Annotated in this window: 14 protein-coding genes; 5 read left to right on the top strand and 9 right to left on the bottom strand. The window is 70.8% G+C overall.

Annotated elements, in window-relative coordinates:
- Positions 1–68: 68 nt before the first annotated feature.
- Entirely contained in the window at positions 69–1,274 is a 1,206-nt protein-coding gene (locus KZC50_RS00925; protein WP_310890261.1) for a THUMP-like domain-containing protein, read from the bottom strand.
- 198 nt (positions 1,275–1,472) lie between these two features.
- Between KZC50_RS00925 and KZC50_RS00920 the strand changes: the two genes are divergently transcribed.
- From KZC50_RS00920 to KZC50_RS00905, 4 genes are all read left to right on the top strand, one after another.
- Positions 1,473–2,483, top strand: coding sequence for a hypothetical protein (locus tag KZC50_RS00920; RefSeq protein ID WP_310890260.1), 1,011 nt, complete (start codon positions 1,473–1,475; stop codon positions 2,481–2,483).
- Positions 2,484–2,600: 117 nt separating this feature from the next.
- A complete protein-coding gene (locus KZC50_RS00915; protein WP_301134856.1) occupies positions 2,601–2,837 on the top strand; it encodes a hypothetical protein in 237 nt (78 codons plus the stop codon).
- Positions 2,834–4,753 carry a dynamin family protein gene (locus tag KZC50_RS00910; protein WP_310890259.1) on the top strand — a complete coding sequence of 640 codons (1,920 nt, stop codon included), beginning with the start codon at positions 2,834–2,836 and terminating at the stop codon, positions 4,751–4,753. Before KZC50_RS00915 ends, KZC50_RS00910 begins: the two co-directional genes overlap by 4 nt.
- On the top strand, positions 4,750–6,270 hold the full coding sequence (locus KZC50_RS00905) for a dynamin family protein (RefSeq protein WP_301134852.1): 1,521 nt from the start codon (positions 4,750–4,752) through the stop codon (positions 6,268–6,270). The genes KZC50_RS00910 and KZC50_RS00905 overlap by 4 nt, the downstream gene beginning before the upstream one ends.
- On the opposite strand, the gene KZC50_RS00900 is transcribed toward KZC50_RS00905, so the two are convergent.
- The 4 genes from KZC50_RS00900 to KZC50_RS00885 form a co-directional block, all read right to left on the bottom strand.
- Positions 6,202–6,723: a hypothetical protein gene (locus KZC50_RS00900; protein ID WP_310890258.1), complete on the bottom strand. Its 522-nt coding sequence runs from the start codon at positions 6,721–6,723 to the stop codon at positions 6,202–6,204. The two genes, KZC50_RS00905 and KZC50_RS00900, sit on opposite strands and share 69 nt — an antisense overlap.
- A gap of 190 nt (positions 6,724–6,913) precedes the next feature.
- Complete coding sequence (locus KZC50_RS00895) at positions 6,914–7,720, bottom strand: IniB N-terminal domain-containing protein (protein ID WP_310890257.1); 807 nt, start codon at positions 7,718–7,720, stop codon at positions 6,914–6,916.
- 27 nt (positions 7,721–7,747) lie between these two features.
- A complete protein-coding gene (locus KZC50_RS00890) occupies positions 7,748–10,366 on the bottom strand; it encodes a LuxR C-terminal-related transcriptional regulator (RefSeq protein WP_310890256.1) in 2,619 nt (872 codons plus the stop codon).
- Between the two features lie 10 nt (positions 10,367–10,376).
- A complete protein-coding gene (locus tag KZC50_RS00885; protein ID WP_310890255.1) occupies positions 10,377–12,155 on the bottom strand; it encodes an Hsp70 family protein in 1,779 nt (592 codons plus the stop codon).
- A 480-nt stretch (positions 12,156–12,635) separates the two neighbouring features.
- Here KZC50_RS00885 and groES point away from each other — a divergent pair, with 480 nt between their 5' ends.
- Positions 12,636–12,932, top strand: coding sequence for a co-chaperone GroES (gene groES / locus KZC50_RS00880; protein WP_053548534.1), 297 nt, complete (start codon positions 12,636–12,638; stop codon positions 12,930–12,932).
- Positions 12,933–13,085: 153 nt separating this feature from the next.
- Here the strand turns inward: groES and KZC50_RS00875 are convergent, their stop codons facing one another.
- Genes KZC50_RS00875 through speB form a run of 4 tightly spaced genes read right to left on the bottom strand, consistent with a single transcriptional unit; the run spans position 13,086 to position 16,558 of the window.
- Positions 13,086–13,721, bottom strand: coding sequence for a cyclase family protein (locus KZC50_RS00875; RefSeq protein WP_310890254.1), 636 nt, complete (start codon positions 13,719–13,721; stop codon positions 13,086–13,088).
- Positions 13,714–15,138, bottom strand: a complete 1,425-nt coding sequence (locus tag KZC50_RS00870) for a purine-cytosine permease family protein (protein ID WP_310890253.1) — start codon at positions 15,136–15,138, stop codon at positions 13,714–13,716. The genes KZC50_RS00875 and KZC50_RS00870 overlap by 8 nt, the downstream gene beginning before the upstream one ends.
- Positions 15,139–15,179: 41 nt before the next feature.
- Complete coding sequence (locus KZC50_RS00865; RefSeq protein WP_310890252.1) at positions 15,180–15,587, bottom strand: YybH family protein; 408 nt, start codon at positions 15,585–15,587, stop codon at positions 15,180–15,182.
- Positions 15,584–16,558, bottom strand: coding sequence for an agmatinase (gene speB / locus KZC50_RS00860; protein ID WP_053548530.1), 975 nt, complete (start codon positions 16,556–16,558; stop codon positions 15,584–15,586). Before speB ends, KZC50_RS00865 begins: the two co-directional genes overlap by 4 nt.
- Positions 16,559–16,621: the final 63 nt, after the last annotated feature.

Genomic DNA, 16,621 nt, shown 5'->3' with positions numbered 1-16,621 from the left:
GGCGGGGCCCCGGCGTCGCGTGTCGTCCCGCGTTTTCGACGCGGAACCCGTGTGAGCCCGGCTGACGATCAGACGCGGTCGGCGAGGATGGCGCAACGCTTGGTGCCGACCCGGGTCAGCAGGAGGGTCGCGGACTCGTCGCCGTGGAGCTTCAGTTTCGTCCGGAGGGCGGCGGGATCGACGTCGACGCCGCGCTTCTTGATCTCCAGCGTCCCGATCCCGCGCTCGCGGAGCGCCCGCGCGAGCGCCTTCGCATCCGTCGGCAGCTCCTCCCGCACCCGGAACGACTGCACGAACGGACTCGTCAGCGCCGCGTCCGACGTGAGGTACGCGATCTGCGGGTCGAGCATCCCGGCTTCGAGCGACCGCGCGACATCGCCGATCAGCCGCGCGCGGATCACCGCGCCGTCCGGTTCGTGCAGAAACGCGCCGAGCTCCCGCGCGGGCTCGTCCGGGGAGTCCTCCGCGGCCCGGATCTCGTTCACCGTCTTCCCGCGGAACACCAGCGCTGCGCGACGCACACCGTCCCGGGCGAGCGCGCCCGACCAGAGGATCAGTTCCACGGTCGACCCGTCGACGCTCACCCACTGCGCCTCGACGTCGTCGGGGATCAGCGCTCGGTCCAGGCCCGGACCGAGCTTGATCCCGGCGGGCACCCGCGCGGCGAGGTCGAACGCCCACTCCAGCGACGGTGACCAGTCTTCGGGCCGGGTGCGCGACGTCTCGGAGTGCCCGGCCGTCCGTCGTGCCGGGTCCAGCCACACCGCCGTCGCGGCCGGCACGTCCGGCCCCCACTCGGCGACCTCGTCCTCGGCGCGCGCGTGCCGCACCCGGACGTCCGCACCGAACGGGGCGAGGTTGTACGCCGCGATCGCCGTCGTGACCTCGTCCGCGTCGACGGCGTCGACCGTCATCCCGAGCGCGGCGAGCCCGAGCGCGTCACCGCCGATCCCGCACCCGAGATCGAACACGTGACGGATGCCGGCATCCTGGAAGCGTCCGGCGTGCGCGGCCGCGATCGACAGACGCGTGGCCTGCTCGAGCCCCGCGCGGGTGAAGAGCATGCGTGAGGCGAAGTCACCGAACTTCGTCTTCGCCCGCGCGCGGAGCCGCGCCTGCCCGACGACCGCCGAGACCAGGTCGGGGGAGTGGCCGGCGGCCCGCAGCCGAGACACGGTCCGCGCCACATCGTCGGCCGATCCGACGGCCGGGATCTCGTCGAGGAGGCGCAGACCTTCGGGGGTCAGCAGGGCGGTGAGTTCGGCCATGTCCACCCGTCCCACCCTAGGCTCCGCGGTTCGTCGGGGGATTTCCGATCCCCCTCCCACCCCGCACCCCGTACCCCGAAACCCCGGGGGTGCCCCGGGGGATCCCCGTAGGCATCCCCGATGTGGGGGGTGAGGGGCCGGACGTACCTTGTAGCTACCAACCACACATCGGGGCCGTGAACCCCGGGAACAAAGGACACTCTCATGGCCAACGACATTGGTTTCGTCAACGAGTCCCTCGTTGCTCAGGACAACTCCGACAACTCCGTCAACACCGCCGTCGGCATCGCCGACTCGGGCAACGTCGCCTCGGGCAACTCCGCAACCGACTCGTTCAACTCCGACAGCTCGACCAACACCGCTGTCGGCATCGACGTCGACGCGACCGACAACTCGGACAACTCCACCAACGTCGCGGACTCGGGCAATGACAACTCGACGAACGACAGCTCCACCAACGTCGACCTCGACGCCACGGACAACTCCGACAACTCCACCAACGTCGCCGACTCGGGCAACGACAACTCGGACAACTCGACGAACACGATCGTGGACATCGACGCGACGGACAACTCGAACAACGCCGAGGACTCGTTCAACGACTACTCCGACAACCTCGACATCACGGACTCGTTCAACGACAACTCGTGGACCGACAACTCGGACAACTCGGTGAACGACGACTCGATCAACGCGGGTGTCCGTCAGTACAACACCGGTGTGAACTTCGACGGCGGCGCCGCTGCCGCCGCGACCGGCGCCGCGCACGTCACGTCGAACTCGACGATCGTCGACCAGTCGGTCAACAGCAACATCGTCGCGGGCGACGACGTGGCTGTCGGCTCGGCGTCCTCGGCCGTCGTCGCGTCGGCCGAAGGTGCTGTCGCTGCCGGCGGTGACGTCGACGCGTCGGTGAACCTGGACCAGTCGACCAACATCGGAAACTTCTCCGACGGTGACGTCAACGTGGGCAACGAGACCTACACCCAGAACATCGTCGGCTCGTTCAACGACTTCTCGGACAACTCGGTGAACACGCTCAACTCGATCGACGTCGACATCGACGACTCGTTCAACACCTGGGAAGCCAACCTCGACGTCGCCGACTCGTTCAACACCGCTGACCTCACCTTCACGGAGCTGAACACCGACATCGATGTGACGGACATCGTCAACAACATCAACGTTGCCGGAGACGACATCATCGACTTCTGATTCGAGCCCTCCCCGGCACGAAGAGGCCCGCTCAGCGAACCCCATTCGCTGAGCGGGCCCCTCCCGTCTCCCGCCCTCTCGGCGTAGACTCCCCCCGACCCGAAAGTGACCGACGCCATGGATATCGACGACCCGCGCGACCCGCTCGCTGACGGCTCGTTCGACGATGTTCCGGCCGCTGACGCCGTCTTCTCCGACGTCTTCACGTCGGACCTCTTCACCACCGACCCTTTCGCGGAAGAACTCGCCGGCATCGACGCCGGCGACTGGACCGTCGACGCCGACCTCATCTGGGGCGCAGACGACACCGGGCCTTCCTCCGCCGACACTGATCAGGACCTGCCGCTGCCGTGACGTCTTCCCCACGATCGAACCCCGGACCCCTCGCCGTTCCGACCGGCGGCGCTACCGATCCCTCCGCGTTGGTCACGATCGTCGAGCGTACGAAGCTCGTCTCGGAGCAGATCGGGCGCGGCGACCTCGCCCAGCGCCTCGATCACACGAAGGCGCGTCTGCTCGACCCCGACATCCGCGTCATCGTGGTGGGCCAGTTCAAGCAGGGCAAGAGCAAGCTCGTCAACGCCCTCATCAACGCCCCCATCTGCGCCGTCGACGATGACGTCGCCACCAGCGTCCCGACCGCCGTCGGCTACGGCGAAGAACCCGAAGCGTTCGTGGTGGTCAAGACGGAGTCCGGTGAGGATGTCGTCGTCGACCGCGTCCCCGTGCCGATTGACGACCTGCAGCGCTTCCTCGCCGAGCACCAGGAGCCGAAGGACGGCCAGCACGTCGTCGGCGCCGAGGTGTCGCTCCCGCGCGAGATCCTCAAGGGGGGCCTCCGGGTCGTCGACTCCCCGGGCGTCGGCGGACTCGAGTCCACCCGATCCCTCAGCACCCTCGCGGCGCTCTCCGGAGCGCACGCGGTGCTCCTCGTCTCGGATGCCTCGCAGGAGTACACCGAGCCCGAGGTGCAGTTCCTCAAGCACGCGATGCGGATCTCCCCGAACGTCGCGGCGGTGCTGTCCAAGACCGACGTGTACCCGCAGTGGCGGGAGATCGAGCAGATCGACCGGAGCCACCTCGGCGAGGTCGGCAAGATCCCCCTCTTCTCCATCTCGAGCGATCTCCGCCTCCTCGCCGCGGGTCACCAGGATCGCGAGCTCAACGAGGAGTCCGGATTCCCCGCGCTCGTGGCGCACCTGCGGCGCGACGTCGTCGGCCGTGCCGAGGTCATCCAGCAGCGCGCGGCCTCCCACGACCTCCTCTCGGTCGTCGACCAGCTCACACTCTCGCTGTCCACCGAGCTCAACGCCCTCCTCCACCCGGAGGAGACGCCGCACCTCATCGCCCAGCTCGAGTACGCCAAGGAGCGCGCGGACGAGTTCCGCGGTCGCTCCTCCCGCTGGCAGGTGACCCTGAGCGACGGCATCGCCGACCTCATCTCCGACACCGAGCACGACCTTCGCGATCGCCTCCGCAAGGTGCAGCGCGAGGCGGAGACTTCCATCGACGAGGGTGACCCCGGTCCGATCTGGGAGCAGATCGCCGAGTGGCTCGATCAGCGGGTCGCCGCGGCCGTCTCCGAGACGTTCGTGTGGACCGACGAGCGATCCACGTGGCTCGCCGAGCAGGTCGCGCAGGAGTTCGCCGCCGGCGAGCTCGAGATCCCCGCCATCGAGGTCTCCGCGATGGACGGGGTCCTCGATCCCGTCGAAGACATCCGTGGGCTCGACGAGGGACGCCTGTCGGCCGCCGAGAAGATCTACATCGGCGTCCGCGGCTCCTACGGCGGCGTACTGATGGTCGGCCTCGCGACGAGCGTCGTGGGCCTGACCCTTCTGAACCCCCTCTCGCTCCTCGCCGGTGTCCTCGTCGGGCGCCGCGCTTACAAGGAGGACATGTCCTCGCGGCTCGCGCGCCGCCAGATGGAGGCGAAGAACATCGTCCGCCGGCACATCGAAGACGTCGTCTTCCAGGTCGGCAAGCAGCTGAAGGACCGCCTGCGGTTCGTGCAGCGCGCCTCGCGCGATCACTTCGGCGCGCTCGCCGAAGAGTTGCACCGCTCGCTCTCTGACTCGGTGCTCGCGGCCAAACGCGCGGCGGCGATGTACGAGAACGACCGCGACGCCCGCGTCCGCCAGCTGCGCGCGCAGATCGAGCGCATTCAGGCCATCCGCGCAGACGTCCCCGGCTCGCGTGACGTCCCCGCCGCGGAACTGCGCGCCACGCCGACCGCGAAGGCGGTCGAGGCGGGTCAGGACCGGCGATGAGCCGGAGCGACATCGCCGATGTGGCGGGGCTCGTCGATCGGGCCCGCGAGCTCTACGCCGACGACCCGGAGGCGATGGACATCCTCGATGCCTACGACCAGCGCATGCGCGAACCCCTGCGGCTCGCCCTCGCCGGCATCGTCAAGGCGGGGAAGTCCACGCTCCTCAACGCGCTCATCGGCGAGCAGATCGCACCCACCGACGCGGGCGAGTGCACGCGCACCATCACCTGGTACCGGTACGGACGCACGCCGAAGATCACGGTGCACCTGCACGAAGGAGAGCCCGTGCGGATGCCGGTGCGCCGCGTGGACGGGCGCCTCAGCCTCGATCTCGGGAAGCGGACGGCGGACGAGGTCGCCTGGATCGACATCGAATGGCCCTCCGAGCACCTTCGGCAGACGGTGCTGATCGACACCCCCGGCATCGCGTCCCTGTCGACGCAGACCTCGCAGCGCTCGACCGACTTCTTCCTCCCGCAGGACGCTCCGAGCGTCGCCGACGCCATCGTGTACCTGCTGCGACACGTGCACGCCGAAGACCTCGGGTTCCTCGAGGCGTTCCGTGACACCGCTGCCGGGCCGTCGCAGACCGTCAACGCGCTCGCCGTCCTCTCGCGGGCTGATGAGATCGGCTCCGCCCGCATCGACTCGCTCCTTTCAGCGTCCCGGATCGCCGACCGCTACCGCCGCGACGGCGAGCTGCAGTCCCTCGCCCTGGACGTCATCCCGGTGGCGGGTCTCCTCGCCGAGGGAGCGCGGACGCTGCGTGAGAGCGAATTCGCCGCCCTGCGCCAGATCGCGGACCTGGACCGCGACGTCCGCGAGCGACTCCTGATCTCGGTCGATCGATTCTGTCGACGCTCCGACGAGGTGGGCGTCAGCGTGCCCGACCGGCGGCGCCTCCTGCAGCGCTTCGGGCTGTTCGGGGTGCGCCTGTCGGCGGCCCTCATCCGCGCCGGTGCAACGACGTCCACCGATCTCGCCGAGCGCCTGGTGCAGCAGAGCGGTCTCCTCGAGGTGCAGCGCTTCATCACCGCGCAGTTCCGCGCCCGCGCCGCCGCCCTGAAGAGCCGTGGAGTCCTGACAGGGCTCGATGCGCTCATCCGTGCCCGCCGCCGAGACGGCGACGCCGAGCTCCTCGCGGGCATCGAACGGCAGATCGCCGCCACGCACGAGCTGCGCGAGCTGACACTGCTCGCCGGGCTCCGCACGAGCAGCGGAGTGCTGCCGGCATCCGACATCCCCGAGGCGGAGCGGATCGTGGGCGGCTCCGGCACCGACGCGCTCACGCGGCTGGGGCTCCCCGAGACCGCCGACGGTCCCGACATGGCCGCGCGCGTGGAGGAGCTCCTCGCGCGGTGGCGCACCCTGGGGGAGTCGCCGCTGGCCACCCGCGCCACCGCCGAGGCGTGTCGGACGGTCGTCCGCAGCATCGAGGGGGTGGCGTCAGAACTCGCCGCCCGAGGAAAGCTCCGATCCGCGCCGGACGTCGTGCTTGCGGGCGGTCCAGCGTAGAGCACCCGGCAGGATGCTCAGCAGGATGCCGAGCACCAGCAGTGCGAGCTGGATGAGCAGGATCCGTTCGAGCGGGACACCGCGCTCGGTGACCATGATGATCTCGCGGGAGAGCACGAACACGATGCCGAGCAGGATGGTGCTGCCGAAGATCCACCACCGCATGCGCGGCCGACGGTTCGAGAACGCCACCAGGAGCGTGATCTGGATGAGCAGGACGGTCACCAGGACGGCGAACACAGTCCAAAAGACGATGTCCGCTGCGAGCTCGTAGGTCTCGTCCGCCCGGTCGGGTTCGACCTCGCGGAAGACGTCGGCGATCTCGGGGAGCTGCGGGATGCGGATGATGAACAGATACCCGGCGCCTGCGGCCCCGGCGACGAGGCTCAGGATCCAGCAGACCATCGCCAGCCGCACCGAGGCGGGCGGCGGCATCTTGACGAGGACCGGCATGCCCTCCTTGTTGTAAAGGGCCGGGCGGAGGGGTGCATCGCGTGTGGGCGCCGCAAACGGGGGACGCGCCGGCGTCACCTTCACCACGGGCGCCGGCGCGGGCGAACCCGCCGAGGGCACGATGTCCGTGCTCTCGGCGGGTTCGGTGGCGCCTGACGCTTTCGCGGGGCTGTCGCGGGGTCCCGTGACGTCAGAACTCGTCATCCGCGACGTACTCCTGGGTCATGGCGCTGTCGTCGGTCTCGAAGACGGCGGCGTCGCTCTCCGCGGAGACCGCGACCTCGCTGGAGTTGTCGACCACGACGGTCGTTTCGGCCGAGTTCACCGTGGTGTCGACGACCGCGGTGTCGTTGTACGACCCCTCGGTGTTCGTCGTCTCGGTGCTCTCGTTGAACGAGTCCTCCACGTCGATGTCGGCGTTGTTCTCGGTGTTGGTCGAGTTGTCGGACTCGTCGTTGAAAGAGTCGTCGATGACCACGACGTCGGTCTCGTTGCCGACGTTCACGTCGCCTTCCGCACCGTTGCCGATGTTGGTCGAGGCGTCGAGGTTCGTCGAGGCGTCGACGTCGTCGCCGGCGGCGATCGACTCGTCACCCGAGGCCACGATGGCCTCGTTGTCGAAGACCTGTGTCACGTCGCCGCCCGCCCAGATGTTCTGGTTGACGGACTGGTCGACGATCGTGTCGCGGTCGTCGATCCACGTGAGGTTGTTCTTGATGTTGATGATCTCGTGGACGGCCGGCGGCTCCGGGGGTCCGGGAGGCTTCGGCGGTCCGGGCATCGGGTGGTCGGGCGCCGGCTTGGGCGCGACCTGCGGGCGGTCGGCGATGATGGGCGCCACGGCGCACACATCCTCGGCCGTCACGCCACTCAGACCATTGCTGGCCAGCGTCGCCTCGGGATCTTCATCGAACTCATCCGACAGCGCGGGGTCGCGCAGCAGGCTGAGGATGAACTCGATCAGGGCGTCTGCCACCGTCGCGAGCGTCATACTCATGGTTGGCTCCTTCGATATTGGTCTGATTTAGACAGTAAGACGGGTACGGCTCTCACCGCGTCGGTGGATGTCCCCTCGTCCGTCCTCCCCCACTAGGGGGTGCGGGGAGGGGGATCCGGGGATCGACGGGGTTCGGTCCGAACGGGTGTCGGATTCGTCGTCCGCGGGGTAGAGTGCGCTGCTCGCGTCCTCCCCGGCGAGGGCCGCCCGGAGCTTGGCCAGCAGGTCCGAGCGGGAGGTTGCCCCGAGCCGCCGGCGGATGCGCGCGATGTGGTGCTCCGCCGTCCGGGGGGAGATGAAGATCGTCGCCCCGATCTCGGTGTACGTCTTGCCCTGGAGCACGAGTTCGGCGACTTCACGTTCGCGCGGCGACAGCGGTCCGTTCGGCTCGACGGCGGTGCTCGCCGCCGGTGCCTGGGTCGAACCCGTCTCGACCGGGCCGTGCTCCTCGCGCGGGTGCAGCTGACGGGCGCAGGCGAGCAGACGGGCGGCGATCCGCTTGTCGTCGGTCCGGCGCGCACCGTGGCCGGCCATCCGTGCCCCGTCCCACGCCAGTCCCACGGACGCCAACCCCATCGCCGCCGACTCCACGGCATCGGCATCCACCTGGCCGGCGAGGACGGCGATCCACACCCGTCCGGCGTGCGCCATCATCGCCGCGATGCGGTTGCGTGCCGCAGCGGCGACGAGGACCCGCGCGTGCGGCGGCAGATCGTCGGGCTTGCTCGAGAGGATGCCGCGCTGGATGCCCGCCCAGTGCAGGTGCACGCCCCAGCCGATCGGCGCTCCGAGCCCGTCGATGAGAGCCTCGGCGTCGGTGAAGAAGCCCGCGACGCGAGCCGGGTCCTTCACACGCGCGGAGGCGACGACGAACTCCGTCAGCGGCAGCAGGCTGAACAGGTCGAAAGAGGTGCGCAGGAGGTCGTCGCGCGCGGCGTTCCATGCGATCGTGAGGTCGGTCGCGTCGCCGTACCGACGCGCGGTCGCCAGACGCAGCGCGTCGGCCAGGAGACGGTCGCGCGGGTCGAGCGGGCGGGTCGACCCGACGGCGTCGGCGAGGAACGCCTCGGCGTCGTGCGGCCGCTCGCGCTGGAGCGCCACCCACGCCGACCACAGGCGCAGACGGTCACGCCCGGCGATGCCGCCCTGCCCGCCGCGGAGCGCGTCCGCGAGGACCGAGCGCGCGACGTCGAGCTCGCCGACGTTGATCGCGCACTGTGCGGCGATGACGGCCGGGAGCTCCGGCAGGAACCGTCCGCATCCGGCTGCCGTGCAGAGGTCCGAGGCGCGGGCGAGGTCTCCGAGCGCCGCGGCGGGAGTATCGCCGAGCGTCGCGGCGAGGCCTCGCAGCAAGAACTGCGCCGCGGTGTCGGCGGTCGAGAGCGATGCGGGCGCCTGCTCGGCGGTCAGCGCGTCCAGCGCCGAGCGGTCGCCGAGGGCGAGAGCCGCCAGAGCGGCCTGGACGCGGCCGCCGAACGACTGCGGCGGACGTGTCCGATACGTCGCGTCGGCCTGTGCCGCCATGCCCCGCGCCATCCAGTGCGCGGCGGCGAGGTCGGTCACCGTCTCGTCGGGATCGCCGAGCGCGGCATCCAGGCCTGCGCTCACCGCGTCGAGGTCGCCGAGCAGGTGGTGGGCGACGAGGATGCCGCGGCTCGTCGCCGCGAGCGGGGCGTGCGCGGCCTGCGCGTCACGGAAGAGCCCGATGGCGCGCTGCGGATCGGTCGGCAGCATGGACTGGGCCCGGTCGAGGAGGAACGCGGCCACGCGCTCGTCGCCGACGCCGGCGAGAGCTTCGCCCATCTCTCCGTCGGCGGTGTCGCCGTGCCACCCCGCCAGCACGCGCTCGGCGGGGGCGCTCGCGCACACGGCGGCCTTGACCGTCGGCGGCGGCGTACCGTTCCGACGGAGGAGCCCCGCGGCGTGCCCGCGCTCGATGAGCTCGTCGCCGCCGAGGGGCGCGTCGGCGAAGCATGCCGCCTCGAGGAACGCCCGGACGTCGTCGTCGAGGGATGCCGCGCGGTGCGCGATGGCGTCGGCGAGGGCCTCGTCGATCCCGTGGTGACCCGCGGGGCCCGCGCAGTCGTCGTCGTGGAGGGCGAGGGAGGTCGACACGAGCCAGGCGAGTCCGCCGGCCCGATCGACCATCGCCTGGACGCACGCGCGGGGGAAGTGCGCGGACGCGGGGTCTGCCAGCACGTCCTCGACGCGGATCGTGCCGAGGACGAGCGGCGGGTGCGACCGCTCGAGCTCCTGCGTCAGGGCCGCGAGCTCGGACCGCGTGGGGTCCGGCCGCACCGCGACCACGAGCGCGGCATCCGTTCGCGCCGCCCGTCCGCGCACGGCCCGCAGAGTCGCGTCGTCGAGGAGGTGCGCATCATCGACGACCACGACCGTGTCGGCGGGCACGTCGTCGAGAGGTCCCGCCGCGCCCAGGTCGACGACACGGATGCCGTCCTCCCGGAGTGCGGCCGACACCGAGCGCACGAGCGAGGACCGACCGGATCCGGCGGGCCCGAGGATGAGGGCCCGCACGGGCGTCTGGTCGGCGTCGGCGAGGAGGTCGTCGACCTGGCGGCGCACGAGGCGCGGGAGCGGAGTGACGGTCGCGGGCGCGACGGAGCGCGAGTGGAGAGTGATGCTCATCGCCCGTCCCTTACTCGGCGCCGGGCGTGGCGTCGGGCGTGCCCGATGGTTCGGAGGTGGGCTCCGACGTCGGCTGAGGCTCGGGCTCCGGCTCGGGCTCGGGCTCGGGCTCGGGAGCCGGCGGCTCGGGGTCGGGCTCCGGTGCGGGCGGCGGCGGGTCGCTCGGAGCCGGGGGCTCGGGGTTCGTCGTCGGTTCCGGATCGGTCGTGGGCTCCGGATCGGTGGTGGGATCCGGGTTCGTCGTCGGCGCAGGCGTGCTCGGCGCGGGGGCCGGGGTGCTCGGCTTCGGAGAGGACGACGTGCTCGGCTTCGGCGACGCGGATGCCGACGGCTTCTTCGTCGGCTGGGACGACGGGCTCTTCGACGGCGATGACGACGAGCCGCCGCGCGGAGCGGCGCTCGGAGTCACTCCGCGGCCCTGGAAGGGCGTCGCGCGCGGGTTGGCGCGCTCCCGAGGCGGGTCGACCCGACGGAACGGCGACTCGACGACCGGTGCGAGCGGCGCCGGAACCTCGACCTTCTCGACGGGCTTCGCCGCCTCGGCCTTCTTCTCGGCATCCGTCGTGTCGCCCGTGAAGAGCGCACCGTCGATGCGGAGGGGAGCGGCGAGGGCGTCGCTCGTGGGGAGCGGCGCGCCGATGCTGTACCCGCCGCGGTCGAGGCCGTTCTCGCTCGCGAGCTGCGCGTTGCCGCCGAAGACCTCCGGGGCGTAGACCGCCGCGGCGCCGCTGACGGCGACCACGGCCGCGAGGGCGACCGCTCCGCCCGAGACGTAGGCGGCCGCGGGCACGCGGCGGAGCCACGGGCGGCGCGGGCGAGCCGGCGGTGCCTCGTCCTCCGCGGCGGCGGCGGCCGCTGCCTCGGAGGCTTCGGTCTCGGCCGCGGCATCCGCTGCGGAGACGATCGCCGCGTCGGCGGCCTCCAGGGCGGCGCCGAGGGCGATGACCGCCTTCGGGTCGGTGTCGACGGCGATCGGCCGGTCGAACCGCTCCGAGAGCAGCTGCGCCACGCGGGGGATCCGGGAGGACCCGCCGGTGAGGAGGATCGCGTCGAGATCGGATGCCTCCACCGCGGCGGCTTCCATCGCATCGCCGAGCACCTCGATGGTGCGCTCGATGTCGTTCTCGATCATCGCCTCGAACTCGTCGCGCGTCAGGCGGACGGCGGTCGAAGTGCCGCCGAGGAGCACGGGGACCGTGGCCTCGGAGTCGAAGGAGAGCGCTTCCTTGGCCTCGACGCATTCGCGCCGGAGCCCCGCGAGGGCGACCCGTGCGTCGGCGTCGCCGAGGAGGGTTGTGACGTCCAGCCGCGCGGCGGACAGGACGTGGCGGAGGACCGCATCGTCGAAGTCGGCGCCGCCGAGGTCTTCGATGCCGGTCGGCGAGCCGATGATCGTCAACGAACCGGATGCGGTCTTGCGGAGCAGGACGGCGTCGAAGGTGCCGCCGCCGAAGTCGTAGACGGCGAGCGTCGACCCGGGCGCCAGCGGATTGGTCGCCTCATAGTGGCGCGCTGCCGCGACCGGCTCGGCGATGATCTCGACCTGGCCGATGCCGGCGCGCACGAGGGCGGCGCGGATGAGGTCGGTGCGGTATGTGCCCCAGGCGACCGGGACGGTCACGACGACCGACGACGGCAGGCGCCCGAAGCGCTCCGTCGCCACCGTCGAGACCCAGTCGACGAGGAGGGCGAGCAGGTCTTCGGGCGCGAAGGTGCGCCCGCCGACGTTGACCGGAACCTCGTCGCCCACGCGGCGCTTGACCTCGCGGACGAGACGTTCCGGCTGCACGAGTCCTCTGCGTTCTGCGGCATCGCCGAAGAGCACGTCCCCGGCGGAGACGTAGATCGAACTCGGTGCCGCATCAGCATGCCTCCCCAGAGGCAGGATGTGTACCTGCGGTTTCCCCTCATCTTCTGTTGTGTGCGATATTGCGGCTGCGGTGCGGCTTGTGCCCGCGTCGACAGCCAATATGTAGGGCCTCGGCATTTCGTCCCCCATGACGATTCGGCGTCGGCCTCCCCCGGGAACTGTCTACCACGCCTGCCCCGTCCGCGCGAGGCCCGATCGGATTCTTTCGTCACCGATCGACATGGGAGAGGGAGGCCTCTCGCAAAGGGAGGAGGCTCGGTGGCCGCGCCTGATACCCGGCGTCATGAAGTTGGCACTCACGTTGCATGAGTGCCAGCGGTTTGCCTACACTTGCGTTAGCACTCTCACCGTGAGGTTGCTAACGAGTCTTGAGTCTCACAGGAAAGCAGAGGTAGACCCGTGTCGGTTTCCATCAAGCCGCTCGAGGACCGCATCGTCATCAAGCAGGTCGAGGCCGAGCAGACCACGTCCAGCGGTCTGGTCATTCCCGACACCGCGAAGGAGAAGCCCCAGGAGGGCGAGGTCGTCGCGGTGGGCCCCGGTCGCATCGACGACAACGGCAACCGCGTCCCGCTCGACGTCGCCGTCGGCGACCGCGTGATCTACAGCAAGTACGGCGGCACCGAGGTCAAGTTCGGTGCGGACGAGTTCCTCGTCCTGTCGGCGCGCGACGTCCTGGCGGTCGTCGTCCGCTGAACCGCGTTCTTCGCGTTTCTCGCAGAGAGGGTCGGATGCTTCGGCATCCGGCCCTCTCTCGTTCGTCTACCCCCCCGGTTCACTTGTCGCCTCTTGCGGGTGTTCGCGCCAGCGACCCGCAAGAGGCGACAAGTGAACCGAAGAAGAATCGCGTCAGGGGAGGAAGGCGACCGCGCGGACGGGCGCGCCGTCGCCGTCGATCCGCAGGGGGAAGAATCCGACGCGCAGGCGTGCGGGCAGCCCCTCCAGGCCGCAGACGTTCTCCACGATCAGCCCGTCCGCGCCCAGCACGACCTCGTGCACCGGGAACGTCTCCGTCGCCGGCTCCGTCGGGTCGGGGCTCAGGGTGTCGACGGCGAGCACGCGCATGCCGCGCGCACGCAGCTCCCGCGCGGCATCCGGATCCAGGAACGGATGCCGCACCGCGGCGTCCTCGGCGAAGTGGGCTGCCCAGCCGGTGTCGATGATCACGATCGGCGGGACGTCGGCGGGCAGCGGCCCCGCGGCCTCCAGCTCCGCCAGCCCGTAGCGCTGCCCCGCACGGAGTCCGGGCGCCCGCAGGACGACCGCGTCGCCGACGAGTTCGTCCAGCGCCACCTCCGCCATCGTGCGGCCACCGGCGACGGTGTGCGCGGGCGCGTCCACGTGCGTCCCCGCGTGCGACCCCAGGTGCCACGACGTCACCGCGACCCCGTCGCGCGACAGCGTCAGTGCCTCCTCCGACGACACCGCGGGGTCGCCCGGGTAGACCGTCATCCCCGCACGGACCGGGTGCGACAGGTCACGCACGCTTCGCCGCCCGTCGCGGGCCCGGCTCCGGCTCCGATTCCGACGCCGCCTCGACGGCATCCGCGAGATGGACGGCCGGCCCGAACGGCTCAGCCGACCGGCGGGGGAGGGAGACGAGCAGATAGACGACGAAGGTGAGGATGAACGCGGGCACGGTCGCGCCGAAGGGCAGCGGCCACACGTACGCCCAGACGTAGGCCGAGGTCGCGCCGACGACCCACGACAGCACGGCCCAGACGTTCACGCCGCCGGTGTACCAGAACGACCCGCCGCGGGCGGAGAGGATGTCGGCGCCGTAGCGGCCGCGCCGGATCACGTAGTAGTCGACGATCATGATCGCGAACACCGGCGCGAACAGCGCGCTGATCGTCACGAGGAAGGTCGTGAACTGGTCGAGGAGCCCGAAGAAGGTCGCCCCGATCACCGAGATCACGCCGAGCACGAGCGCGGTCGGAAGGAAGCGGACCCGCTTCCCCGGCAGGGCGTTGACGACGCTCGTGACCATCCCGTAGACGACCATCGTGTTCGTGGCCATCACCGACAGGAAGATCGCGACCGCCAGCGGTGCGCCGAAGGGCTCGATGATCGTGACCGGGTCGAAGGGGATGACCTCCAGCCCCTGCAGGGCGACGTAGCCGATCGCCGTGGCCCCGAGGGTCATGGCGATGACGGTGGACAGGGTATAGCCGATTCCCGAGCCGATGACCCCGCGTCGCGGCGAGCGGGCGAAGCGGTTGAAGTCGGCCGAGAGCACCGTCCACGAGATCGCGGTCGCGAGCACCACGTCGAACGCGAGACCCGGCGTGTAGAACGGCTCCGTCGGGGCGGCGAGGGAGGCGAAGTCCGCCGGGGCGTACGTGGTGAACGCGACGACGAAGATGTAGGCGGCGAGGGCGAGGATCGCCGCGGCGAACCACGGCTCGACGCGGGCGACGCCGGCGTGGCCGAAGATCGCGAGGATCACCACGATCGTCTGGCACAGCACCGCGAAGAGGACGGGGCTCGAGAAACCTGTGAGGGTCGCCACGAGGAAGTTGAGGGCGATGCCGGCGAGCATCGCCTGCACCCAGCTCCACCCCATGAGGATGACGACGTTCGCCGCGACGGCGAGGAGGCTCCCGCGGATGCCGAAAGGCCCGCGCGTCAGGGCCATGGTCGGAAGGCCCGTGCGGGTGCCGATCGCGCCGATCGTCACCAGGACACCGGCGCCGAGCACCGTACCGGCGACGATGAGCCCGATGACGAGCGGGTACGACACGTCGGGGACGAACAGGGTGCCGGTCAGGAGCGTCGTCACCACGAGGTTCGCGGCGAGCCAGATCATCAGGATCCGGCCGGTGGAGGAGGTCCCCCGCACCGGGCCGGCATCATCGGCGTTGCTCTGGAGGCGGGTCTCCAGTCGGGAGTAGAGCGACATCTTCGGGGCTCCTCAGGGAATCGGGTCGGGTCGGCGAGAGGTCAGGGCTGGGGGGAGAGGTGTTCGTGGACGGCGACGAGTCGCCCGGCATCCGTCGTCCGGAAGACGATGGTCTCCCGCTCGATCGAGGACTCCGGCCCCTCGGCGGTGTCGACGGTGGTGTGGACCGTGTGGGTGAAGACCGCACCGCCGGGGAAGGTCTGCACGCGGGCGTCGCTCGAGCGGCAGGACGCGACCCGCCAGCCCTCTGCGATCCAGGCGCGCCAGAGATCCTCGTACGCCGAGCGGATGTCGAGGCGCGCGGGTTCGGTGTGGAAGACGAAGGTGGCGTCCTCGCTGAACAGCGAGAAGTAGGTGTCGCCGTCGTTCGCGGCGAACGCGCGGACGATGGCCTCGGCGGCCGCGCGCACGTCGTCCTCGGTCGGGGCCGGAAGCCCCGCCGCGGTCATCGCGCACCGCCGCGGGGAGCCATGGCGCTCAGCAGCTCGTAGACGACGTGGCTCGCTGACACCGCCGTCAGCTGCGCGTGGTCGTACGCGGGCGCGACCTCCACGACGTCGGCGCCGACGATCCGCCGGTCGCTGAGGGCGCGGATCATCCGCAGCAGCTCGCGGCTGGTGAGCCCGCCGGCTTCGGGGGTGCCGGTGCCGGGGGCGTGCGCGGGGTCGAGGACGTCGATGTCGATCGAGATGTAGAGCGGCGCGTCTCCGATGCGCGCGCGGATGCGCTCGATCGCAGCATCGAGCCCGCGCTCCTCGACGTCCTCGCAGGTGACGACGGCGAACCCGAGCCGCGCGTCGTCCTCCAGGTCGCCCTTCGAGTACAGCGGGCCGCGGATGCCGACGTGCATGCTCGCCGTCATGTCGATGAGGCCCTCCTCTGACGCGCGGCGGAAGGGGGTGCCGTGGGTCGTCGGGGCGCCGAAGTACGTGTCCCACGTGTCCAGGTGCGCGTCGAAGTGGAGGACGGCGACGGGGCCGTGCTCGGCGTGGACGGCTCGCAGGAGCGGTAGGGCGATCGTGTGGTCGCCGCCGATGGTCACGAGGCGGTCGGCGCGGGTGCGGAGCGCGCGGGCACCGGCCTCGACGGCGGCGACGGCCTCGGTGATGTCGAACGGGTTCGCGGCGATGTCTCCGGCATCCGCGACCTGCTGGCTGCCGAAGGGGAAGACGTCCTGCGCCGGGTTGTAGGGACGGAGGAGGCGCGAGGCCTCACGGACGTGCGCCGGACCGAAGCGGGCACCCGGGCGGTAGCTGACGCCGCTGTCGAAGGGGACGCCGACGACGGCGATGTCGGCGTGCGCGACATCCTCGATCCGGGGCAGGCGCGCGAAGGTGGCGATCCCGGCGAACCGGGGCACGACGCTGGCGTCCACCGGGCCGATCGGTGTGGACGCGTCCGACGAGGAGGGGTGTTGCATATTTGGCAACCTTCGATACTCTATGGTCAACTATCGCGTTCACCGTACGCGCGGTGCGCCACC

Origin of the sequence: Microbacterium aurantiacum, assembly GCF_031625015.1 — a bacterium.
In the GTDB taxonomy this organism is placed as follows: Bacteria; Actinomycetota; Actinomycetes; order Actinomycetales; family Microbacteriaceae; genus Microbacterium; species Microbacterium aurantiacum.
The sequence above is the reverse complement of the archived record's forward strand: the minus strand, read 5'-3'. Positions and strand labels throughout refer to the sequence as shown.